This window comes from Klebsiella sp. FDAARGOS_511 (assembly GCF_003812845.1).
In the GTDB taxonomy this organism is placed as follows: domain Bacteria; phylum Pseudomonadota; class Gammaproteobacteria; order Enterobacterales; family Enterobacteriaceae; genus Klebsiella; species Klebsiella grimontii.
The window spans coordinates 2969307-2990389 of record NZ_CP033824.1; the positions used below are offsets into that span (position 1 = coordinate 2969307).

The 21083-nt window shown below is 55.7% G+C and carries 24 protein-coding genes; 12 read left to right on the plus strand and 12 right to left on the minus strand.

Features of this window, described 5'->3' with window-relative positions:
- Window positions 1-200: 200 nt before the first annotated feature.
- From EGY08_RS15250 to tisB, 3 genes are all read right to left on the minus strand, one after another.
- Window positions 201-1034 (minus strand): DMT family transporter, encoded by an 834-nt coding sequence (locus EGY08_RS15250; protein ID WP_004126860.1) that lies wholly within the window; start codon window positions 1032-1034, stop codon window positions 201-203.
- Between the two features lie 70 nt (window positions 1035-1104).
- Entirely contained in the window at window positions 1105-1551 is a 447-nt protein-coding gene (locus EGY08_RS15255) for a GNAT family N-acetyltransferase (RefSeq protein ID WP_123828630.1), read from the minus strand.
- A gap of 70 nt (window positions 1552-1621) precedes the next feature.
- Window positions 1622-1711, minus strand: coding sequence for a type I toxin-antitoxin system toxin TisB (gene tisB, locus EGY08_RS15260; protein WP_004107126.1), 90 nt, complete (start codon window positions 1709-1711; stop codon window positions 1622-1624).
- A 589-nt stretch (window positions 1712-2300) separates the two neighbouring features.
- On the opposite strand from tisB, the gene ivbL reads away from it, so the two are divergent.
- From ivbL to ilvN, 3 genes are all read left to right on the plus strand, one after another.
- Window positions 2301-2396, plus strand: coding sequence for an ilvB operon leader peptide IvbL (gene ivbL, locus EGY08_RS15265; RefSeq protein ID WP_004107123.1), 96 nt, complete (start codon window positions 2301-2303; stop codon window positions 2394-2396).
- Between the two features lie 102 nt (window positions 2397-2498).
- The gene (gene ilvB, locus EGY08_RS15270) at window positions 2499-4187 is read left to right on the plus strand and encodes an acetolactate synthase large subunit (RefSeq protein ID WP_049113098.1); all 1689 of its coding nucleotides are present in this window, start codon (window positions 2499-2501) and stop codon (window positions 4185-4187) included.
- A 3-nt stretch (window positions 4188-4190) separates the two neighbouring features.
- Window positions 4191-4481, plus strand: coding sequence for an acetolactate synthase small subunit (gene ilvN, locus EGY08_RS15275; RefSeq protein WP_004107116.1), 291 nt, complete (start codon window positions 4191-4193; stop codon window positions 4479-4481).
- Window positions 4482-4532: 51 nt separating this feature from the next.
- On the opposite strand, the gene EGY08_RS15280 is transcribed toward ilvN, so the two are convergent.
- On the minus strand, window positions 4533-5405 hold the full coding sequence (locus tag EGY08_RS15280; protein WP_049113099.1) for a DUF6708 domain-containing protein: 873 nt from the start codon (window positions 5403-5405) through the stop codon (window positions 4533-4535).
- A gap of 327 nt (window positions 5406-5732) precedes the next feature.
- On the opposite strand from EGY08_RS15280, the gene uhpA reads away from it, so the two are divergent.
- From uhpA to EGY08_RS15305, 5 genes are all read left to right on the plus strand, one after another.
- Window positions 5733-6326: a transcriptional regulator UhpA gene (uhpA, locus tag EGY08_RS15285; protein WP_004126848.1), complete on the plus strand. Its 594-nt coding sequence runs from the start codon at window positions 5733-5735 to the stop codon at window positions 6324-6326.
- A 17-nt stretch (window positions 6327-6343) separates the two neighbouring features.
- Complete coding sequence (uhpB, locus tag EGY08_RS15290) at window positions 6344-7825, plus strand: signal transduction histidine-protein kinase/phosphatase UhpB (RefSeq protein WP_162626104.1); 1482 nt, start codon at window positions 6344-6346, stop codon at window positions 7823-7825.
- 9 nt (window positions 7826-7834) lie between these two features.
- Window positions 7835-9154 (plus strand): MFS transporter, encoded by a 1320-nt coding sequence (locus EGY08_RS15295; protein WP_004126845.1) that lies wholly within the window; start codon window positions 7835-7837, stop codon window positions 9152-9154.
- Window positions 9155-9299: 145 nt separating this feature from the next.
- The gene (gene uhpT, locus EGY08_RS15300; RefSeq protein WP_004126843.1) at window positions 9300-10691 is read left to right on the plus strand and encodes a hexose-6-phosphate:phosphate antiporter; all 1392 of its coding nucleotides are present in this window, start codon (window positions 9300-9302) and stop codon (window positions 10689-10691) included.
- 177 nt (window positions 10692-10868) lie between these two features.
- Window positions 10869-11321, plus strand: coding sequence for a DUF1198 domain-containing protein (locus EGY08_RS15305; protein ID WP_123828631.1), 453 nt, complete (start codon window positions 10869-10871; stop codon window positions 11319-11321).
- Window positions 11322-11403: 82 nt separating this feature from the next.
- Here EGY08_RS15305 and EGY08_RS15310 read toward each other — a convergent pair whose 3' ends face one another.
- Together EGY08_RS15310 and EGY08_RS15315 are read right to left on the minus strand one after the other, a co-directional pair.
- Window positions 11404-11727: a helix-turn-helix domain-containing protein gene (locus EGY08_RS15310; RefSeq protein WP_004126838.1), complete on the minus strand. Its 324-nt coding sequence runs from the start codon at window positions 11725-11727 to the stop codon at window positions 11404-11406.
- Complete coding sequence (locus EGY08_RS15315; RefSeq protein ID WP_123828632.1) at window positions 11711-12070, minus strand: type II toxin-antitoxin system RelE/ParE family toxin; 360 nt, start codon at window positions 12068-12070, stop codon at window positions 11711-11713. Before EGY08_RS15315 ends, EGY08_RS15310 begins: the two co-directional genes overlap by 17 nt.
- A 213-nt stretch (window positions 12071-12283) precedes the next feature.
- Here EGY08_RS15315 and nepI point away from each other — a divergent pair, with 213 nt between their 5' ends.
- Window positions 12284-13465 (plus strand): purine ribonucleoside efflux pump NepI, encoded by a 1182-nt coding sequence (gene nepI / locus EGY08_RS15320; RefSeq protein WP_004126834.1) that lies wholly within the window; start codon window positions 12284-12286, stop codon window positions 13463-13465.
- A gap of 120 nt (window positions 13466-13585) precedes the next feature.
- Here the strand turns inward: nepI and EGY08_RS15325 are convergent, their stop codons facing one another.
- The 4 genes from EGY08_RS15325 to EGY08_RS15340 all read right to left on the minus strand — a co-directional run bounded on the left by EGY08_RS15325 (window position 13586) and on the right by EGY08_RS15340 (window position 17127).
- Window positions 13586-14965 (minus strand): carbohydrate porin, encoded by a 1380-nt coding sequence (locus EGY08_RS15325; RefSeq protein ID WP_123829432.1) that lies wholly within the window; start codon window positions 14963-14965, stop codon window positions 13586-13588.
- A gap of 102 nt (window positions 14966-15067) precedes the next feature.
- The gene (locus tag EGY08_RS15330) at window positions 15068-15370 is read right to left on the minus strand and encodes a PTS lactose/cellobiose transporter subunit IIA (RefSeq protein ID WP_004126831.1); all 303 of its coding nucleotides are present in this window, start codon (window positions 15368-15370) and stop codon (window positions 15068-15070) included.
- 108 nt (window positions 15371-15478) lie between these two features.
- Entirely contained in the window at window positions 15479-16804 is a 1326-nt protein-coding gene (locus EGY08_RS15335) for a PTS sugar transporter subunit IIC (RefSeq protein ID WP_123828633.1), read from the minus strand.
- A gap of 11 nt (window positions 16805-16815) precedes the next feature.
- Window positions 16816-17127 (minus strand): PTS sugar transporter subunit IIB, encoded by a 312-nt coding sequence (locus tag EGY08_RS15340; RefSeq protein ID WP_087828376.1) that lies wholly within the window; start codon window positions 17125-17127, stop codon window positions 16816-16818.
- Between the two features lie 294 nt (window positions 17128-17421).
- On the opposite strand from EGY08_RS15340, the gene EGY08_RS15345 reads away from it, so the two are divergent.
- Window positions 17422-18363: a LacI family DNA-binding transcriptional regulator gene (locus tag EGY08_RS15345; RefSeq protein ID WP_049115969.1), complete on the plus strand. Its 942-nt coding sequence runs from the start codon at window positions 17422-17424 to the stop codon at window positions 18361-18363.
- Between the two features lie 22 nt (window positions 18364-18385).
- On the opposite strand, the gene EGY08_RS15350 is transcribed toward EGY08_RS15345, so the two are convergent.
- Window positions 18386-18679: a YicS family protein gene (locus EGY08_RS15350; protein WP_112166084.1), complete on the minus strand. Its 294-nt coding sequence runs from the start codon at window positions 18677-18679 to the stop codon at window positions 18386-18388.
- A gap of 210 nt (window positions 18680-18889) precedes the next feature.
- Here EGY08_RS15350 and EGY08_RS15355 point away from each other — a divergent pair, with 210 nt between their 5' ends.
- Both EGY08_RS15355 and EGY08_RS15360 read left to right on the plus strand, forming a co-directional pair.
- On the plus strand, window positions 18890-19843 hold the full coding sequence (locus tag EGY08_RS15355; RefSeq protein ID WP_123828634.1) for an Rpn family recombination-promoting nuclease/putative transposase: 954 nt from the start codon (window positions 18890-18892) through the stop codon (window positions 19841-19843).
- Window positions 19843-20100, plus strand: coding sequence for a hypothetical protein (locus tag EGY08_RS15360; protein WP_004126815.1), 258 nt, complete (start codon window positions 19843-19845; stop codon window positions 20098-20100). The genes EGY08_RS15355 and EGY08_RS15360 overlap by 1 nt, the downstream gene beginning before the upstream one ends.
- Before the next feature lie 3 nt (window positions 20101-20103).
- Here the strand turns inward: EGY08_RS15360 and EGY08_RS15365 are convergent, their stop codons facing one another.
- Window positions 20104-21006 carry an EamA family transporter gene (locus tag EGY08_RS15365; RefSeq protein WP_004126812.1) on the minus strand — a complete coding sequence of 301 codons (903 nt, stop codon included), beginning with the start codon at window positions 21004-21006 and terminating at the stop codon, window positions 20104-20106.
- Window positions 21007-21083 lie beyond the last annotated feature (77 nt).

Below are 21083 nucleotides of genomic sequence, written 5' to 3' on the forward strand. Positions count from 1 at the left end.
GTGGGAGGATTTTCAGGCAGGTTTTGTAAACAACAATCGGCAACTAATGTTGCCATGTATATACCCGTCATACTTCAAGTTGCAGATGCGTTGGCTGCGGATTACTCGGCCTAAGGCCTCGCCCCTTACGGGGCCAGCGCAAGCGCTGTTCAAAACGGTTAACCGTTTTGTCCTGCAACTCGAATTATTTAGGGTATAGATTAAGACAGCCGCAGCAAAATCGCCCCAGCGGCGATACCGCAGGCGGCAACGATACGCAATGGAACCATTTTCTCTTTCAACAGGATAAACGCGATAACCGCGCCGAAAAGAATCGAAGTTTCGCGCAGGGCGGCAACCACAGCCAGCGGCGCCTGAGTCATTGCCCACAGCGCCAGACCATAGGAGCCCATGGTGCCGACGCCACCCACCATGCCTTTCTTCCAGTGCTGGCGCAGATAGCGACTGGCCTGCGGGCGTCGGGCAATCATCGCCCAGCCCAGCAGGCAGAAGCCGTTCATAAAAAAGGTCCACAGGGTATAGCCCAGCGCGGTTTCTGAAAGCCGTACCCCGGTCCCGTCAACCAGCGTGTAGCCGGCAATGAAGCAGGCGTTGATTAGCGCCAGTACGATACCCTGGCTTGAACTGGCGCGGCCGTTAAAAGCCATCGCCAGAATCGCCAGGCAGATGACGCCGATGCCCAGCCATGCCAGCGGGGAGAGATGGTCGCCAAGGAAGATGACGCTGATTATCGCCACCAGTAGCGGCGCGGTCCCGCGCATCAGCGGATAGGTCTGGCTCATATCCGAGACCTGATAGGTTTTTGCCACCAGCACCGTATACACCACCTGCAGCGCGCAGGAGACGGCAAGAAACGGCACGCTGGCCAGCGTCGGCTGGGGGGAAAAGGGGAGCATAACCAGCGCGATGAGCGACGCTGAGCCGCTAACGCCGACCGCCGCGTACAGTTTATCACCGCTGGCTTTTACGATAGCGTTCCAGCTGGCGTGAAGCAGGGCGGCAAACAGCAAAATAGAGAATACGGTAATGGTCATTACGGCCTGGCGCTGAGGAAAAAATCGTCACTGGACTGTAACATGCGCGCTTGTCGTCAGCCAGCTGCGGCTAGAGCGAACAAAACAGGCGATGGGTGACCCGCGGTTCATCATGCACCGGGCGAAACCCCAGATTTTCATAAAACGACCAGGCAGTTGGCGGCGCATGGGTATTGAGAAAATCAAAGCTGGCGCCGGAGTGGGTGATAACCGAGACCAGCAGCTGATGCCCGATCCCCTGTCGACGGTGGCTTTCACCGATGTATAAATGGCGGATGCGCCCAGCCCGCACCTGCTGGCTAAAAGGGTCGATATTCAGTCCGCAAACGCCGACCAGCTGCCCATGCGCAAAGGCCCCCAGCAGCTTTTCTCCCGGTGCGTCAAAGCGGTTTTTCCCACTCTGCCAGTTCTCAGCCAGGCGGCCAAGCATATTCAGATTTTGCGCCAGGCTTTCGGCGCGCAACGCCGAAAAACCGGGTTCGTCCGGGGTGATGGCGGCAATCAACAAGGGTGCCATAATTTTCTCCGTCAGGTTAGCCTGTAGAGGGGCGGTTTCCCGCCCCTCCCAGGTGCGACTTGAACCTGAATCAGCGGAACTGTTTCAGGACTGCATCAAGTAGTTGCAACACGGCAACCATGAGTTTCAGGATGAGAACAACGATATCCACTCCGCCCATACGCGTCTCCTCTGGTTCAGGAGCACAACCGGCTGGCGTACCTTTCCGCCGCCTGTTGCCAGCCAGGGTATACCCGTCATATTCAGACGCCACCTGCCGGTGGCGGACTCAATAATTCGGGGTATTTGTTGACGTAACACAGTGTGCTCTTCTGGGGTTAAGGCGCTGACGGCACCACCCGTTTCAGCCAGGACTTTTTTTTGCGCCGGTAGTAAAAGTGCGGCCCCAGATTCACCCTGCGTACCCCCTCAGTATAGAATGAATACTGTATGCATGAACAGTATTTTTTGGACAAATTTGCCTACGCGATCCATACTCTACATCAGCAAAAACCGTCGTGAAAATTGCGCCTTCTTCGCCGATCGCGTATACTTTTTTCGTTGACGTAATACAGTGTGCTTGCGGCTACCAACCGTAAAAACACCGAGCAAAAAACCTCGCCGCGGCGGGGTTTTTGTTTTTCATCTCTCCTCCGCAAATTAATGTGATCTTCCGCGCAGTTTTCCCTGGTTGAAAATAAATCCATTGTGAAATGACAAAAGCTGTGTTTGTATAAATTCATTCCCTTTTTTGAGACAACAGGTCCCTAATGAACGCTACCACGCTGACTTCGACCCTACTACTAACCGCGCCTGCCGCGGTGGTCGTCGTGTCTGTGGTGGTCGTCGTCGGCAACGCGCCGTAGGGTCCGGAACAACACGAATTCCAAACCCCGCCGGCGCAAACCGAGCGGGGTTTTTCGTTTCATGCCCCTCGGTAAGTCGGCTCAGAATAAAAGGACTGGAGCATGGCAAGTTCGGGCACAACATCAGAAAAAATGCGCTTCACTGGCGCGCAGTTAGTCGTTCATTTACTGGAGCGTCAGGGGATCACCACGGTCAGCGGCATTCCGGGCGGCTCCATCCTTCCCATTTACGATGCGTTAAGCCAAAGCACGCAGATCCGCCATATTCTGGCGCGTCACGAGCAGGGGGCGGGATTCATCGCCCAGGGCATGGCGCGTACCGAAGGCAAACCCGCCGTGTGTATGGCCTGTAGCGGCCCGGGAGCCACTAACTTGATCACCGCTATCGCCGACGCCCGTCTGGATTCGATTCCGCTGGTGTGCATTACCGGCCAGGTTCCGGCCTCAATGATCGGCACCGACGCTTTCCAGGAAGTCGACACCTACGGTATCTCTATCCCCATCACCAAACATAACTATCTGGTCCGCAACATTGCGGAGCTGCCGCAGGTGATAAGCGACGCGTTTCGCATCGCGCAGTCCGGGCGACCAGGGCCGGTGTGGATAGATATTCCTAAGGATGTTCAGGCGGCGACCATTGAGCTCGACGCCCTGCCGGAACCCGGCGCCCGCATGGCAGCCCCGGAATTCGATAGCGCCAGCGTGCGCGAAGCGGCGGCAATGATTAACGCGGCGCAGCGTCCGGTACTCTATTTGGGTGGTGGGGTCATCAACGCTCCTGAGCAGATTCGCCAGCTGGCGGAGAAAGCTAATCTGCCGACTACCCTGACCTTAATGGCGTTGGGGATGCTGCCGAAAGCGCACCCGCTGTCGCTGGGCATGCTGGGGATGCACGGTGCGCGCAGTACCAACTTTATTCTTCAAGAGGCTGATTTACTGATTGTTTTAGGTGCTCGTTTTGATGACCGGGCGATTGGTAAAACCGAGCAGTTCTGCCCGAACGCGAAAATTATCCACGTTGATATCGACCGCTCAGAGCTGGGTAAAATCAAGCAGCCGCACGTGGCGATTCAGGGCGACGTTGGCGAAGTGCTGGAGCAGCTGATCCCGCAGGTCGAGGCGCAGCCGCGCAGCGCATGGCTGCAGCTGGTGGCAGATTTGCAGCGCGAGTTCCCCAGCACCATTCCGCAGGAGAAAGACCCGCTCTCCCATTACGGCCTGATTAACGCCGTGGCCGCCTGCGTGGATGATGAAGCGATCATCACTACCGACGTTGGCCAGCATCAGATGTGGACCGCTCAGGCTTATCCGCTGAACCGTCCGCGCCAGTGGCTGACCTCCGGCGGGTTGGGTACGATGGGTTTTGGCTTACCTGCCGCGGTGGGCGCGGCGCTGGCGAACCCGCAGCGCAAGGTTATCTGCTTCTCCGGCGACGGCAGCCTGATGATGAATATTCAGGAGATGGCGACGGCGGCGGAAAATCAGCTGGATGTGAAAATCATCTTGATGAATAACGAAGCGCTGGGGCTGGTGCATCAACAGCAAAGCATGTTCTATAAGCAGGGCGTGTTTGCCGCCACCTATCCTGGCATGGTCAACTTTATGCAGATCGCCGCTGGTTTTGGTCTGCAAACCTGTGATTTAAATAACGAAGCCGACCCGCAGGCGGCGCTGCAGGCGATTATCGACCGCCCAGGCCCGGCGCTGATCCACGTGCGTATCGATGCCGAAGAAAAAGTGTATCCAATGGTACCGCCGGGTGCGGCCAATACTGAAATGGTGGGGGAATAAGCCATGCAACAAGCGACTCATGAAAACGTTATTCTACAGCTCACCGTGCGCAACCACCCTGGCGTGATGACCCACGTTTGCGGCCTTTTTGCCCGCCGCGCTTTCAACGTGGAAGGCATTCTTTGTCTGCCGATTCAGGACAGCAACCAGAGCCGCATCTGGCTGCTGGTCAACGACGATCAGCGCCTCGGGCAGATGATTAGCCAGATCGAAAAGCTGGAAGACGTTGAGAAGGTGGTACGCAACCAGTCAGACCCGTCCATGTTCAGCAAAATTGCGGTCTTTTTTGAGTAACTAATTTTTCCGCTGGACATATTCCTGCCGGGAAGAAAATCTGCTCTGGATTTATTCAGAGCAGATTCTTCTGTACTCATCTAAAGAGAACGCTTTCGATTTTTTATCTATATCATCAGGCCACTTTACTTCGCGGCCATAAATGCCAACTTGCGTATTAACGGATGTGTCTAATAACCGATCGTTGAAACTCATATAGTTACAGATCCATAGCCACAGCTTGTAGTTAGGCATTAATAGCGCGTCCGTACCTGCGTCGGTCGATATCAGGTTAAAGGCATCGATCATAGTGGTGCTAATACTGGAGTCATAAACGATACAGCGAATGGTGGAGTATGATGAGTGCTTATTGCGTGAATATATACTGATGGCTTGTATCTGACTCCAGTCATACTCTTTGCATTCAGGTCTTGTTCTCTTATAAAAAGGGTAATACCACCAGAAAGTATAAGTTAATTTATAAGTAATACTATACATAACGTGATCGTAAACATAAACCTTGCCTGTTTTCCGATTAAAACGAACGGGATAGTGACGAGGGGCGAAGATAAAGTAATTTACGACGGCTGCGAAAACAAAAGTCATAAAAAATATAATAACAACTGCGAAATGCATTAAAAGTTGATCGTCTGCTCTGGACTGCCAGGTTTCAACATATCGCGCATAATTAAATATCGCATCATAGAAAAAAAATAAAACAGCACCAAAGCATAAAATAGCAACAGGTAAGAAAAGCACCACGCCCAGGATGTTCATCCCATAAAATGAAGTGTAGTTACGCGTAATCTCACAGTAGTTATCATTGATATAAGCCAATTTACCGCTATGCGACAGCTTATCCGTTTTGCTCTGTGTTGTTTTATTTAGCTTATTGAGCTGGTGCTCATCGATCGTTTGCTTTGCTAAGTGAGGCCGTTGCTGCATATATTTTTCCTTGCTGATATCAAAGAGACAATATCACGCTGGTTACTCTCTGTACATAATGGCCGCATGGCATTCTGCCTGTCATAATATATAAATCATTCTCGGCATGAATAATTTATAGCGTTACACTGCGATTACTCAAATAAGACAAAAATTTTAAATTGTTCGTCTGCAGTCAAAGGGCTTACCGACTGTCCAGCCCATTGCGTAACTGCTTACTACCCTGTTCAGCAAAATCGCGGTGTTGTTCGAATAATCGCTCGAGGCTTGAACCACTGCGCGCTTATCGTTAAGGTAAGCGCGTTTTTTAACCCGCCAGGAATCGCCATGACCACAATCGCCCTTATTGACGATCACCTTATCGTCCGATCCGGCTTTGCCCAACTGCTGGGGCTGGAAGCCGATTTTCAGGTCGTCGCCGAATTCGGTTCCGGGCGCGAGGCGCTGGCGGGGCTGCCCGGTCGCGGCGTGCAGGTCTGCATCTGCGATATCTCGATGCCGGATATCTCCGGGCTTGAATTATTAAACCAGCTGCCGAAAGGGATGGCGATCGTCATGCTGTCGGTGCATGACAGCCCGGCGCTGGTGGAGCAGGCGCTGAACGCCGGGGCGCGCGGTTTTCTCTCTAAGCGCTGCAGTCCGGATGAGCTGATCGCCGCCGTGCGCACCGTGGCGGCTGGCGGCTGTTATCTGACGCCGGATATCGCCATGAAGCTGGCGGCCGGACGACGGGACCCGCTGACCAGGCGCGAACGCGAGGTGGCGGAAAAGCTGGCGCAGGGGATGGCGGTAAAAGAGATTGCCGCCGAGCTGGGCTTGTCGCCGAAAACCGTCCACGTTCATCGCGCCAACCTGCTCGAAAAGCTGGGCGTCAGCAACGACGTCGAGCTGGCGCGCCGCATGTTCGATAGCTGGCAATGAAAGCCTTTTTCTCGCGGCTGCTCTCGGTCGTCGGCTGTTGCTTTATCTTTTCCGCCGCGTGGTTTTGCCTGTGGAGCATCAGCCTGCACCTGGTGGAGCGCCCCGACCTTGCGGTGTTGCTTTTCCCCTTTGGCCTGCGGCTTGGCCTGATGCTGCAATGCCCGCGCGGCTACTGGCCGGTTCTGCTGGGCGCGGAGTGGCTGCTGATCCTCTGGCTGGCGCAGGAAGTGGCGCTGGCGCACCCGATAATATTGATGACTGGAAGCCTGTTGACTCTGCTGCCGGTGGCGCTGATATCGCGCTATCGTCATCAGCGTGACTGGCTGACGTTGTTGCGCCAGGGCGCAGCGCTGATTGCCGCCGCGCTGCTGCAATCGCTACCCTGGCTGGCGGAAGGTAAAGAGGGGCTGAATGCGCTGCTGCTGACTCTGACCGGCGGCCTGACGCTGGCGCCCACCTGTCTGGTTATCTGGCACTACCTTACCAGCACCGTCTGGCGGCCGCTGGGGCCATCGCTGGTCTCGCAGCCGGTGAACTGGCGCGGGCGGCATCTTATCTGGTACCTGCTGCTGTTCAGCGTCAGCCTCTGGCTCCAACTGGGGCTGCCCGCCGAGCTCTCACGATTTACGCCCTTCTGCCTGGCGCTGCCGATTATCGCTCTGGCCTGGCATTACGGCTGGCAGGGGGCGCTGATCGCGACCCTGATGAACGCCATCGCGCTGATTGCCAGCCAGACCTGGCACGATCATCCGGTGGATTTACTGCTTTCGCTGCTGGCGCAAAGCTTGACCGGCCTGCTGCTGGGCGCCGGAATACAGCGGCTGCGCGAGCTGAATCAGTCGCTGCAAAAGGAGCTGGTGCGTAACCAGCGGCTGGCGGAGCGCCTGCTGGAAACCGAGGAGAGCGTGCGCCGCGAGGTGGCCCGCGAGCTGCACGATGATATCGGGCAGACCATCACCGCAATTCGTACCCAGGCGGGGATCGTTCAGCGGCTGGCGCCCAACAGCGCCAGCGTCAGGCAGAGCGGTCAGCTGATTGAGCAGCTCTCGCTCGGCGTCTACGATTCCGTGCGCCGTCTGCTGGGGCGCTTGCGTCCACGCCAGCTGGACGACCTGACGCTTGAACAGGCGGTACGTTCGCTGATGCGCGAAATGGAGCTGGAGGATCGCGGTATGGTCAGCCATCTGGCGTGGCGTATCGATGAGTCGCTGCTGAGCGAAAACCAGCGCGTCACCCTGTTCCGCGTCTGCCAGGAGGGGCTGAATAATATCGTCAAACACGCCAGCGCCAGCGCCGTCACGCTGCAAGGCTGGCAGCAGGAGCAGCGGCTGATGCTGGTGATCGAGGACGACGGCTGCGGCCTGCCGCCGGGCTCCGGTCAGCAGGGCTTTGGCCTCACCGGCATGCGCGAGCGCGTCACCGCCCTGGGCGGCACCCTGACCATCTCCTGCACCCACGGCACTCGCGTTTGCGTCAGCCTGCCGCTGCGTTACGCCTGAGGAACGATAATGTTTGCCTTTTTAAAATCCCCGCCCGATGCTCCGCCGATTACCGACAAACAGGCGCTGGACGAGCGCTACCGCTACTGGCGTCGGCATATTCTGCTGACCATCTGGCTGGGCTATGCGCTGTTTTACTTCACCCGTAAAAGCTTTAACGCCGCGGTGCCGGAAATTCTCGCCAGCAACGTTTTGACCCGCAGCGATATCGGTCTGCTGGCGACGCTGTTCTACATCACCTATGGGCTATCGAAATTTTTCTCCGGTATCGTCAGCGATCGCTCTAACGCCCGCTATTTTATGGGCATCGGCCTGGTCGCTACCGGCGTGGTGAATATTCTGTTTGGCTTTTCCACTTCCCTGTGGGCCTTCGCGCTGCTGTGGGCGCTGAACGCCTTCTTCCAGGGATGGGGCTCGCCGGTATGCGCCCGCCTGCTGACGGCCTGGTATTCTCGTACCGAGCGCGGCGGCTGGTGGGCGCTATGGAACACGGCGCATAACGTCGGCGGGGCGCTGATTCCGATGGTGGTTGGCGCGGCGGCGCTGCACTACGGCTGGCGAACGGGGATGATGATTGCCGGGATGCTGGCGATCCTCGCTGGGCTGTTTCTCTGCTGGCGGCTGCGCGACCGGCCGCAGGCGGTCGGCCTGCCCGCAGTGGGCGACTGGCGGCACGATGAGCTGGAGATTGCTCAGCAGCAGGAGGGCGCTGGCCTGACTCGCAAAGAGATCCTCACCAAATACGTGCTGCTGAATCCCTATATCTGGCTGCTCTCGCTGTGCTACGTGTTGGTATACGTGGTGCGCGCGGCAATTAACGATTGGGGCAACCTGTACATGTCGGAAACGCTCGGCGTCGATCTGGTCACGGCGAATTCGGCGGTCACCATGTTCGAAGTGGGCGGTTTTATCGGCGCGCTGGTGGCGGGCTGGGGCTCGGATAAGCTCTTCAACGGCAACCGCGGGCCGATGAACCTGATTTTCGCCGCCGGGATTTTGTTGTCGGTTGGCGGGCTGTGGCTGATGCCGTTCGCCAGCTACGTGATGCAGGCGGCCTGCTTCTTTACCGCCGGCTTTTTCGTTTTTGGCCCGCAGATGCTGATCGGCATGGCGGCGGCGGAGTGCTCGCACAAAGAGGCGGCGGGGGCGGCAACCGGCTTTGTTGGCCTGTTTGCCTATCTTGGCGCATCGCTCTCCGGCTGGCCGCTGGCGCAGGTGATGGAGATCTGGCACTGGAGCGGATTTTTCGTGGTTATTGCCATTGCCGCCGGTATTTCCGCCCTGCTGCTGCTGCCGTTTTTAAACGCCCAGGCGCCGCGAGAAGCGTGACCGACTTCACCTTTCTTCGCCGAATGGCGTAAAACTAAGAAATTTTCCCGGTTTCGCCTGGACGCTGTCTCAGGCGAGTCTCCCGGCTGATTTTTACAATGCCTGCCATTCGCAGGTACTAAATCAGCTCAGGAGTCACCCAATCATGCTGGCCTTCTTAAACCAGGTGCGCAAGCCAACCCTGGACCTGCCGCTCGAAGCGCGGCGCAAAATGTGGTTCAAACCGTTCATGCAGTCGTATCTGGTGGTTTTCATCGGCTATCTGACCATGTATCTGATCCGCAAAAACTTTAATATCGCGCAGAACGACATGATCTCCACCTACGGGTTGAGCATGACGCAGCTGGGGATGATCGGCCTCGGCTTTTCTATCACCTACGGCGTGGGGAAAACGCTGGTCTCCTACTACGCAGACGGTAAGAACACCAAGCAGTTTCTGCCGTTTATGCTGATTCTCTCGGCCATCTGTATGCTCGGCTTCAGCGCCAGCATGGGCGCGGGGTCGACCAGCCTGTTCCTGATGATCGCCTTCTACGCTCTGAGCGGCTTCTTCCAGAGCACCGGCGGCTCGTGCAGCTATTCGACCATTACCAAGTGGACGCCTCGCCGTAAGCGCGGCACCTTCCTCGGCTTCTGGAATATCTCTCACAACCTCGGCGGCGCCGGCGCGGCGGGCGTGGCGCTGTTTGGCGCCAACTACCTGTTTGACGGCCACGTGATCGGGATGTTTATCTTCCCGTCGATTATTGCGTTAATCGTCGGTTTTATCGGCCTGCGCTTCGGCAGCGACTCCCCGGAATCCTACGGTCTCGGTAACGCCGAAGAGCTGTTTGGCGAAGAGATCAGCGAAGAGGATAAAGAGACGGAAGAGAATGCCATGACCAAATGGCAGATCTTCGTCGAATACGTGCTGAAGAACAAAGTTATCTGGCTGCTGTGCTTCTCCAACATCTTCCTGTACGTGGTACGCATCGGCATCGATCAGTGGTCCACCGTTTACGCTTTCCAGGAGCTGAAGCTCTCCAAAGAGGTGGCGATTCAGGGCTTTACCCTGTTTGAAGTGGGCGCGCTGGTTGGCACGCTGCTGTGGGGATGGCTGTCGGATCTGGCAAACGGACGCCGCGCGCTGGTGGCCTGCGTTGCGCTGGCGCTGATTATCGCCACGCTAGGGGTTTATCAGCATGCCAGCAATCAATACGTTTATCTCGCATCGCTGTTTGCGCTGGGTTTCCTGGTGTTTGGCCCGCAGCTGCTGATCGGCGTCGCCGCGGTAGGCTTCGTGCCGAAAAAAGCGATTGGCGCTGCCGACGGGATCAAGGGCACCTTCGCCTATCTGATCGGCGACAGCTTTGCCAAGCTGGGACTCGGGATGATTGCCGACGGTACGCCAATTTTCGGCCTCACCGGCTGGGCGGGCACCTTTGCGGCGCTGGATGCGGCGGCAATTGGCTGCATCTGCCTGATGGCCATCGTCGCGGTCTTTGAGGAACGTAAAATCCGCCGCCAGAAAAAGACACAAACTTTGCAGACTGCCTGAGTCATTGGGTGTGAGTTACGTTGCCCGGCCTCTGCGCCGGGCTTTTTTATGCCTCTTGCCGGGCGGTTTGATGATAGCGATACGGGGCCGCGATAAGTCACATTATGGTACTTCCGGCAGTCGACAGCGGGCAATTTCCCATTATGATAGTGGGGCTGCGATTGAATGAGAGGATGCATGATCTGGTTAGGACTGGCCACGCTGATAGTGGTATTTGTTGTGGGATTTCGGGTGCTTACCTCTGATTCACGCCGTGCGATTCGCCGTCTGAGCGAACGGTTAGGCATTACGCCGCTACCGCTGGAATCGATGATCGATCAGCTGGGAAAAACCGCCGGCAACGAGTATCTGCGCTACCTGGAGCGGCCGAATGAAGCGCATTTGCAAAATGCCGCGCAGGTGCTGCTGGTCTGGCAGGTCGCTATCGTCGACGGCAGCGAGCAGAACCTGCACTACTGGTATCGGCTGATGAAAAAGTCCCGCCTCGCGGCGCCGATTACCGAAGCGCAAATCCGCCTGGCACAAGGTTTTCTTCGCGAGCTGGAGCCGGAAGTGAGCGACCTGCACGCTTTGCAGGAGCGCTATAACGCGCTGTTTTTGCCGGAGGATGGCGTCCACTGGCTGCACTGATATCACTTCCCGGTGCACTGTTGGCTTCGTTAAACGTCACGCCGACGAGGCCACCGGTGCAAAAGTCATCGCAACAAAGCCATCATGCCAGTACCTCTAACCCATGTTTTTGCACGATGGTGAGTAATTTCAGTGCCAGCCCACCGGGGCGTTTTGCCCCGCTTTCCCATTTTTGGACCGTGGAAACGCTGGTGTTCAGATAGCGGGCAAAAACCGGCTGACTGACGTTGAGTTGGTCACGTAGAGCCTTAATTTCACCAGGTTGGAAATCGCTTACGCGGCTGATGCATGTTTCATCAAAGCTGCGCATTGTCTCCTGCGCGATCGCATCAACACTGTATAAACCTGCTGCAGCGCTATGGATAGCTTCAAAGGCGGGGCTTTTGAATTTAGTTTTTGCAGTCATGACAAATCTCCACCAATTCTTTTCTCTTAACCAATGCCGCCATTTTCTCCTCGCTGAGAAGGGGATAATGCCTGGCTAACTCACGGAACGCCGCGAGTTCTCGGTTATCGATATTGGCGATATCCTGTTTGGCGTATAAAAATGTGTAAAACCAATGCGCAGCGCCCTTTGCCAGAATAATTGCGCGATCGCGATTTTTATTGAGGCGTTTTTTGTAAACGCCGCCACCAAGGTTATCTGCTTTTCCCAGGAGAGTGGCTTCAATCGCTTTGCAGAGTTCGCCATCATCAATCGCATGGGCCCGGGCTTCCCTGGTAAACCATTTCGTTTTAAAAACACGCATTGGCTGACATCCTGTAACCATAAATATAGCACCAAGTGCTATGTTATTTCTTCCTCTTACTGTTCTGAAATACCTGAGAACGTGATTTTCCGGTTATGCGAGCAGCTACGCAGGAGCTTTGCAAGGCCTGAAAAGTTGTCAAAACGTTAAATTCGTCACATTTAAAATGTTACACTGCGCGGCTTCCCCGTCGTTCAACCATGCAGGTAACTTATGACCCCTTCGAATGCCACTTCGCCCCAGGCTAATCAGTCAGCGCGACCCAACTGGTCGGCTGTTTTTGCGGTGGCCTTCTGCGTTGCCTGCCTGATTACCGTTGAGTTCCTGCCGGTAAGCCTGCTCACGCCGATGGCGCAGGATTTGGGCATCTCCGAAGGCGTTGCCGGGCAGTCGGTTACCACTACGGCGTTCGTGGCGATGTTTGCCAGCCTGTTTATCACCTCAATTATCCGCAGTACCGATCGCCGCTACGTGGTGATCCTGTTTTCGGTTCTGCTGACCCTTTCCTGCCTGTTGGTCTCGTTTGCCAACAGCTTTTCGTTATTGCTGCTGGGCCGCGCGTGCCTTGGTCTGGCGCTGGGCGGCTTTTGGGCGATGTCGGCGTCGCTCACCATGCGGCTGGTGCCGATGCGCGTGGTGCCCAAAGCGCTATCGGTTATTTTCGGCGCGGTATCGATAGCGCTGGTGATCGCCGCGCCGCTGGGCAGCTTCCTTGGCGGTATTATCGGCTGGCGTAACGTCTTTAACGGCGCGGCGGTCATGGGCGTGATCTGTACGATTTGGGTGCTGAAGGCGCTGCCGTCTCTGCCGGGCGAGTCGACCTCGGCGCAGCAAAACATGTTCGGCCTGCTGAAGCGGCCCGGCGTGATGGCCGGGATGTGCGCCATCTTTATGGCCTTCGCTGGCCAGTTTGCTTTCTTTACCTATATCCGCCCGGTGTATATGACGCTGGCGGGCTTTGACGTCGACGGTTTGACGCTGGTACTGCTCAGCTTCGGCATCGCCAGCTTTGTCGGCACCTCGCTCTCCTCAATGCTGCTCAAGCGCTCGGTGAAAGCGGCGCTGGCGATTGCTCCAGTAGTGCTGGCTATCAGCGCCGCGGTGCTGGTGCTGTGGGGAGAGAGTAAAATCGTGGCGTCGACGGTGGCGGTAATCTGGGGCTTTGCCTTCGCGTTGATACCGGTAGGCTGGTCAACGTGGATCACCCGCTCCCTGTCCGATCAGGCGGAAAAAGCCGGGTCGATTCAGGTGGCGGTGATCCAGTTGGCTAACACCTGCGGCGCAGCGGTTGGCGGCGTGGCGCTGGATCACCTCGGTTTGCTCTCGCCGCTGGTCCTCTCCGGTACGTTGATGCTGATTACCGGCCTGCTGGTGGCGACGAAAGTGCGGGTGTAATGGGGCTACGGGTTCACCGCAGCCTGCGGTTAGGTCGCCCGGACAGGCGCGCAGCGCCGCCTCCGGGAATGCGCACCCGGGTCAGGCTCTTACACCGTGACCCCGGACGATTTCACTCTCTTAGAACCACGCTTCAAACATGCCGCCGACGTTCAGCGAATCCAGCTGTTCGTCTTTGGTGCCGTTGACCTTCGCAGTGCGCTTGTTATCCACCTGGCCGCCGGTCACGTAGAAGCGCAGCATCGGACGGAACTCCGGCCCCATACCGATGGCGATATTCTGCGACAGCGTCAGCTTCCAGCCGTGGTTATCACCGCCCTGGTCGTAATCGACGCGCTGGTAGCCCGCTTCCAGCCAGGTGGAGTGCACGTCGTTCCAGAAGTACATCGGACGGACGATGGCGCCGTAGTTTTTGCGGTTATCGGTGTTGTCCTTGCCGTTATCATAGTCGTGGAAGGCCAGCAGATATTCGATCTGCGTCTGCTGGGTAAATTTATGCAGCCCTTCAAAGCTGGCGTAGATAGCGGTCAGGTCATCGGTTTTGTTGTAGACGCTGTTATCCGAGTTATCGGAGTAGCGCAGGATCACTTTATTGACGCCGCTGTCGTTGGTGTGGCTCAGCACCAGCCCGCCCTGCCAGGCGTCGAGACGCTCGTCGCTGTCCACCGCTTTCGAATCAAAACCGTAGTTGGCGTATACCTCAACGTCGATCGGCCCGGCCTTGATGTTGTGGGTTTTGGTGGTCAGGGCGTAGTGGCCGTTATCGCCGGTACCGGAGCCGCCGGTACAGGTGATGCGCGACGGGTTGGCCTCATCGGCCATCACTTCCGGGCTACAGGACTCCACCTGCGACACCCCCGCCACGTCAAACTGCACGCCGCCGATATCAAAGTTTTTCACCCCAGCGCCCTGGCCATCGTGGTTCATCCAGAAGTAGTCGTTGATCCCCTGCTGCGGACGCTGATGGAAGTCGCGGCCGGCCCAGATATAAGCGTTGGGGTTAGATTCCAGCACGTTGGTGACGCCGACGTAGGCTTTTTTCAGGTTAACTTCATCGCTCCAGTGATCAAACATGACGTTGATATCCCAGATCGCGCCTTTATTGCTCTTGAAGGCTTTGGTTATCTGGAATTCGCCGCCGTTACCTTCGTTGCCTAAACGACCGATCGCCGAGGCGCCGTTATAGGAGCCATCCACGCCGACAAACTTCTGATCGCCGGTCTGGAACTGCGCGCCGTAGCGGGCGTAGCCGCTGAACTTGAGGCCGAAGGGGATCGCCATATCCGGCGTGGCCGCGGTGGTCTGCGGGTTAGTAATGACATCCACTTTTTTATCGGCGGCGGCGTCGATTTTTGCCTGGCGCTCGGCCAGAGCTTTATCGACGGCTTTCGCCACAATGGCGTCGATCTGTTCTTGAGTAAATTCTTGCGCGAATACGGAAATTGGGCACAGCGCGGCGACGACCGCCATGGTTAATGGCAGCATTTTTACAGTTTTCATCATTATCTCGCTTTTAATAATTCATATATTCAGATAATAGCTATCCCGCCAGGATAAGCTGGTATATTTAGTTCGGGTACTGTTGTTAAATATTTATATAAATTAACGCTGATATAAATGAATTAACTCTTCCGAAAATTCACGGGCGAGCAGCGAATTCATTAAGTGATCCTGAGCATGGACCATAATTAACGTCATCGGCTGGCGCGCTTCGCCGGCATCCTGTTCGATAAGCTGGGTCTGCATCTGATGCGCCCGGCGGGCGTAGCCATCGGCTTCATTCAGAAGCAAGCGCGCTTCATCTATATTACCGTTGCGGGCGCAATGGAGTGCTTCAAAACACAATGAGCGTGACTGTCCCGCATTAACGATAATTTCCATTACCGCATCTTCTAATTCAATCATGATAGGTCCTGAGGTCATTAACTTTATTATTTAATATAATGCAGCAAAATCCCTTTTCCGCATTATTTATGCCGTCATCTAAAATATAATATTAAATATATTGATTCATTATTGGCTGACCGTTTCGGCAACCGGAACCGCGGCTTTTGCTTTTTCAACTTCAGTTTTCATTAACGAGCGTTCATAGGCGCGCAGGAATGGCAGATAGATTAGCGCCGACATCACCATACAAATCAGGCACATGACCAGTGGGCTTAGCGTCCAGTTTGCAGCCCATGATGCGCCGATAGGCGCCGGCGTCGTCCACGGCGTCAGCGAAACCACCTGGCTGAGCCAGCCGAGACGCGTCGCGCCATAAGCCAGAACGGCGTTGATCATCGGGACAAAGACGAACGGGATAAACATCATCGGGTTCATGATAATCGGCGCGCCGAACAGGATCGGTTCGTTGATATTAAAGAAGCTTGGCACAATGCCCATTTTACCGATGGTACGCAGATGGGTTACGCGGCTACGCAGCAGCAGGAACGCCAGCGGAAGCGTGGAACCGACGCCGCCTATGAGCAGATAGTGATCCCAGAAACCTTGCAGATAGACATGCGGCAGGGCCGCACCGGCCGCCAGCGCGGCCTGGTTTGCCGACAGGTTGGCCATCCAGAAGGGGTTCATAATACCGGTCACGATCAGCGAACCGTGGATTCCGGCGAACCAGAAAATCTGGCACATCAGGACGGAAAGCAGAATCGCCGGCAGGGAGTCAGAGGCGGAAACCAGGGGCTCCAGCAGGTGCATAATCGCCTGCGGTAGAATCATATCGGTCTGCGCTTCGATAAACAGATTCAGCGGATGCAGGGTCGCGATCACCACCAGTACCGGGATAAGAATTTCAAACGAGCGGGCCACGCCGGTCGGCACCTCTTTTGGCAGGCGAATCGTAATATTGTTCTGCTTTAACCAGGCGTAAACGCGGGTGGAGTAGATGGCGGTGATCAAAGCGGTAAAAATGCCCTGACCGGAGAGGTACTGGGTGGAGATTTTGCCATCGGCGTACGGCGCGGCAACCAGTAAGAAGGCCATGAACGCCAGCAGACCGGACATTACCGGGTCGAGCTGGAACTGACGTCCGAGGCTGGCGCCGATTCCCACCGAAATAAAAAACGTCATTACGCCCATGCTGAGGTTAAACGGCAGCATCAGCTGTTCACGGTATTGCTGGGAGAAATCCAGCCAGCCGCGGGCGAAACCATTCGTGGTATCTGGGGAGAAAGGTGGAAAGATAAATACCAGCATGAATGAGCCGATGATCATAAACGGCAATGCGGCAGTGAAGCCATCGCGAATCGCGATAACGTATTTCTGCTGCCCAAGGCGTCCTGCCAGCGGGGTAATTGATTGCTCGATCACGGCAATCATGGACTGATACAGAGAACTCATTTGCACACCTCTTAATGCGCTGCAATCAGCGACAGGGCATAATCCAGGACGTTATCTCCCCGCTGCATTCCGTAATCCATGGTGTTAATCGCCTGGACCGGAATATTCAGGGGAGCGGCTTTCTCAGATAAGTTTTTCAGCATGTATTTCACCTGTGGCCCAAGAAGCACCACCTGGTATTGCGGAAACTGTATGTCAAATTCGGAAACTCCGTAGGCGTCAATCTGCACCGGCATATTACGTTCCTTCGCGGCATCAACCATCTTTCTGACCAGCAGGCTGGTGGACATTCCGGCAGAGCAGCACAGCATAATCTTGTACATCGACATTCGTCCTCAAAATGTAAAAAGTTATTGCGTGGATGATTTGATATCAGACGGAAACCGGTTTCCATTTATAAAAAACAGAACTGTGATAACCATCAAGATCTGTCAGTCAAAGGGGCTGTTAATTAGATTTTGCTCACAAATTTTCCTGGTTTTTGCTACGATTTTCCATGAAACGGAAAATCGGTTTCCAAATAAAAAGGGAAACGGATATACTGCCGCTGGTGATTATTGAAGCGATTCAGGTTTAAGGATTTACAGGGATCGGATTGGCCCTGTCAGGGGAAAATAATGTCTACAATCAACGATGTATCGCGGTTAGCTGGGGTGTCTAAAGCCACAGTCTCTCGGGTGTTGAGCGGTTCGCGCGGCGTAAAGGAAGCCAGCCGACAGGCGGTACTGCAGGCGGCGGAAGAGCTTAACTACCGGCCGAATATGATAGCGCAATCTTTGCTGAGTCAGACCACTGGCTGCATCGGCGTCATTTGCGCCCAGGACAACATAAATCAAACCACCAGCTATCTCTACGCGCTGGAAAAACAGCTCAGCCAGCACCAGAAGCATCTGCTGCTGCGTTTTGCCAACAGCCGCGACAGAGTGCTGCATTCGCTGGAAGAGTTGACCTGCGGCCTTTGCGATAATGTGTTAATCATCGGCGCGCGGTTTCCGCTCAATATCGACCGGCCCGACGTGGTACTGATTGACTGCCTGGAAAGCGACGGAACGAATAGCATTCAGTTTGACCACGCCTTCGCGGCGGAAACGGCCTGCAACTATCTGATAAGCCAGGGGCGGCGCCAGATTGCGCTAATCCATCCCCAGGCCAGCGGCTTTGCTGACCAGGTTCTGCTGGGCTATAAGCATGCGCTGGAAAAGAATTTTCTGCCGTTCAATCGCAACCTGGTTTTTCTCGACAGTCATTCGCCATCCGTGGCGGTGCAGGAGCTGGTAAACAACGCAACTACCCTGAATTTTAATGCATTATTGGTGGCCAACGAGCAGCAGGCGCAACTGGTGGTGCCGCAGCTCCAGGCGTTTAATCGTGCGGTGCCGGAAAAAGTCATGGTGTTCAGCCTTGCGGGCTCGTTACAGCTGCCCGGTATTCCGACTATTCCGGCGATAGAATATTCAATGGACGCGATGGCCAGCCAGATCGTTAACTGGCTGACCGAGAAGACGCAAATGCTCGGCAGCAGCCCGCTGCGCGGGGATTTGATCATTCCGAACCGTTGATGGCGCTCCCCCGCAACCGGCGCTAGGGCATGGGGCAAGTAATGCCGCTAATGGCCTTCTGGTAAGCGGCGCTGTTGTTTTTATCCAGCGCCCGCGTCGCGCTTTGTACGGCAGTCTTATTTTCCGCTGATTCCAGTACGCGGTTAGCAAACTGCGTATCGTCCAGCGCGCTGCTGGCAGGGCAGTTTTTCCTCACATCCTTCACTATCTGCTGCTTTTGCTGTTCAAACTTCAGCCCGGAGAGCGGTGCGGCTGTCGCCACGCTGGGGAGCACCAGACAGACGGCCAGCAAAAGCGCAATTTTCATTCTCGTCATCACGGATATCCTTATTTTTATTAAAGCGTTCCTCTAACTATAGACGCATTCCTGAATCAACATTTTTGCGTGTCGCTTTCCGCAGGAATGTATCTGTTTCAGTCGCTGAAATTTATCTTCCGTAGCGGCAAGCAAAGCCGTTGATGCGCAGATGCCCGGCGTCGCGATGATGGATATATTCCAGCCATCGCGTTTCAGGGATGGCGGACCATGACGAAAAAAGGAACGACCTCGACGCCGCACGATGCGGTTTTTAAACAGTTTTTATCGCATCCCGAGTGCGCAAGGGATTTTATCGAGATTCATCTTCCCGCTTCGCTGCGCCAGCTGTGCGACCTGCAAACGCTTAAGCTGGAGTCCGGCAGCTTTATTGAGGCCGATTTGCGCGCAAGCTACTCCGACGTACTGTGGTCGCTGAAAACCCGCGACGGTGACGGCTATATCTACGTGGTAATTGAACATCAGAGCACGCCGGAAGCGCATATGGCATTCAGGCTGATGCGCTACGCGCTGGCGGCGATGCAGCGTCATCTGGACGCCGGGCACAAAACGCTGCCGCTGGTGGTGCCGATGCTGTTCTATCACGGCGCGAAAAGCCCCTATCCTTTCTCGCTGTGCTGGCTGGATGAGTTTGCCGATACGGAGGCCGCGCGGCGGATCTATGCCGCCGCTTTCCCGCTGGTGGATATTACGGTGGTGCCGGATGACGAGATCATGCAGAACCGGCGTGTGGCGCTGCTGGAGCTGATTCAAAAGCACATTCGCCAGCGCGATTTACTTGGCCTGGTGGAGCAATTAGCAGAGCTGTTGGTTAAAGGTTGCGCTAATGACAGCCAGTTGAAAGCGCTGTTTAATTACATGCTGCAGTGTGGCGATGCGCCTCATTTTGGTGAATTTCTTCACGAGGTCGAGCGGCGCGTTCCTCAACATAAGGAGGTATTCATGACGATTGCGGAAAGGCTACGGCAGGAAGGGAGACAAGAAGGCAAGTTGGAGGGCAAGTTAGAAGGTAAACAAGAGGGTAGACAAGAAGAAGCGTTGCGTATTGCCCGTTCACTTCTGGAGCAGGGGTTTGAGCGCGAGCTGGTACGGATGACTATTGGGCTCTCGGATGATGATCTGAATGCATTCCAGGATGCATCCCTCAAAATGGGGGAAAATTAATGACGATTGTAGAGAGACTACCGCTGGAAGAGATACCACAGGAGTTACAACCTGAGTATTTACTGGGATATCTGTTGGAATTATACCTGGAGTTTTATGAAGGATTTCAGGAAGGTAAACGAGAAGAGGCATTGCGTATTGCTCGTTCATGTCTGGAACAGGGATTTGAGCGCGAGCTGGTGCAGGTGGTTTGTGAGCTGTCGGATGACGACCTGAAGATGCTGCAAACGCAGGTCGCAGCATCTCCTGCCCGATAATCCTCAGGCCGTTTTAACCCGCCGCCGCGAATCCATGGCGATCAGCACCACCGACGAGAGAATCAGCAGCGTGCCCAGCCAGTCCGGGAGGGTAAAGGTGATGCCGAGCAGCAGCAGAGAGAGCAGAGCGCTGCTCAACGGCTCCGCGCAGCTGAGGATCCCCGCCTTCGCGCCGCCAATCTTCTGCGCGCCGTTCAGGTAGAGGCTAAAGGTCAGCGAGGTGCCGATGACCACCAGGTAGAAAAAGGCCAGCAGCAGGCCGCCGGTCACCACAAAATGGTTGCCCTGTCCGGCGTAGAACGGCAGCAGCATCGCGCCGCCGAGCAGCATGCTCCAGCCGACAATCGGCAGCGTACCGTAGCGGGCAATCAGCGTCGAAGGGTAAGTCGTATAAAAAGCAGCGGCAAACGCTGAAGCAATCCCCCAGAACAGCGCCGTGGGGGAAATCGACAGCGTCGTTGGGTTGCCGTGGGTCACCAGCAGAAAAGTGCCCGCCAGCGAGGTGCCGATGGCCGCCAGCACCAGCGGGCTGGGGCGCGTTTTGCGGGCGATGGCAAACCAGGCGACGATAATCGTCGGCGACAGAAACTGCAGCACCGTCGCGGTGGCGGCGTTGGATTGCTCGATAGTCATCAGAAAGGTGTACTGCACGGTGAGCGCGCCGAACAGCGAAAAGATCAGCAGACTGACGGCGTCTTTACGGTTTTGCAGGACGCGGAAGATCTTATCGCCGTGGAAGAACGAGAGCATCAGAAGGATCAGGCCGGCGAACAACAGGCGCGTCATGGTCAGAAACGGCGATGACATCTGGCTTTGCTGCATAATATATTGCGCGCAGACGCCGGAACTGCCCCACAGCACGGCGGCGATCAGTACGTTCAGCATCCCTTTTTTGCTGGAGCCCATCTTTCCCTCAGGTGAAAATAGTGCGAAAGCAGTATCATAGCATGAGCACGTGTGGGAAGCGGGGCAGGAAATGGTCG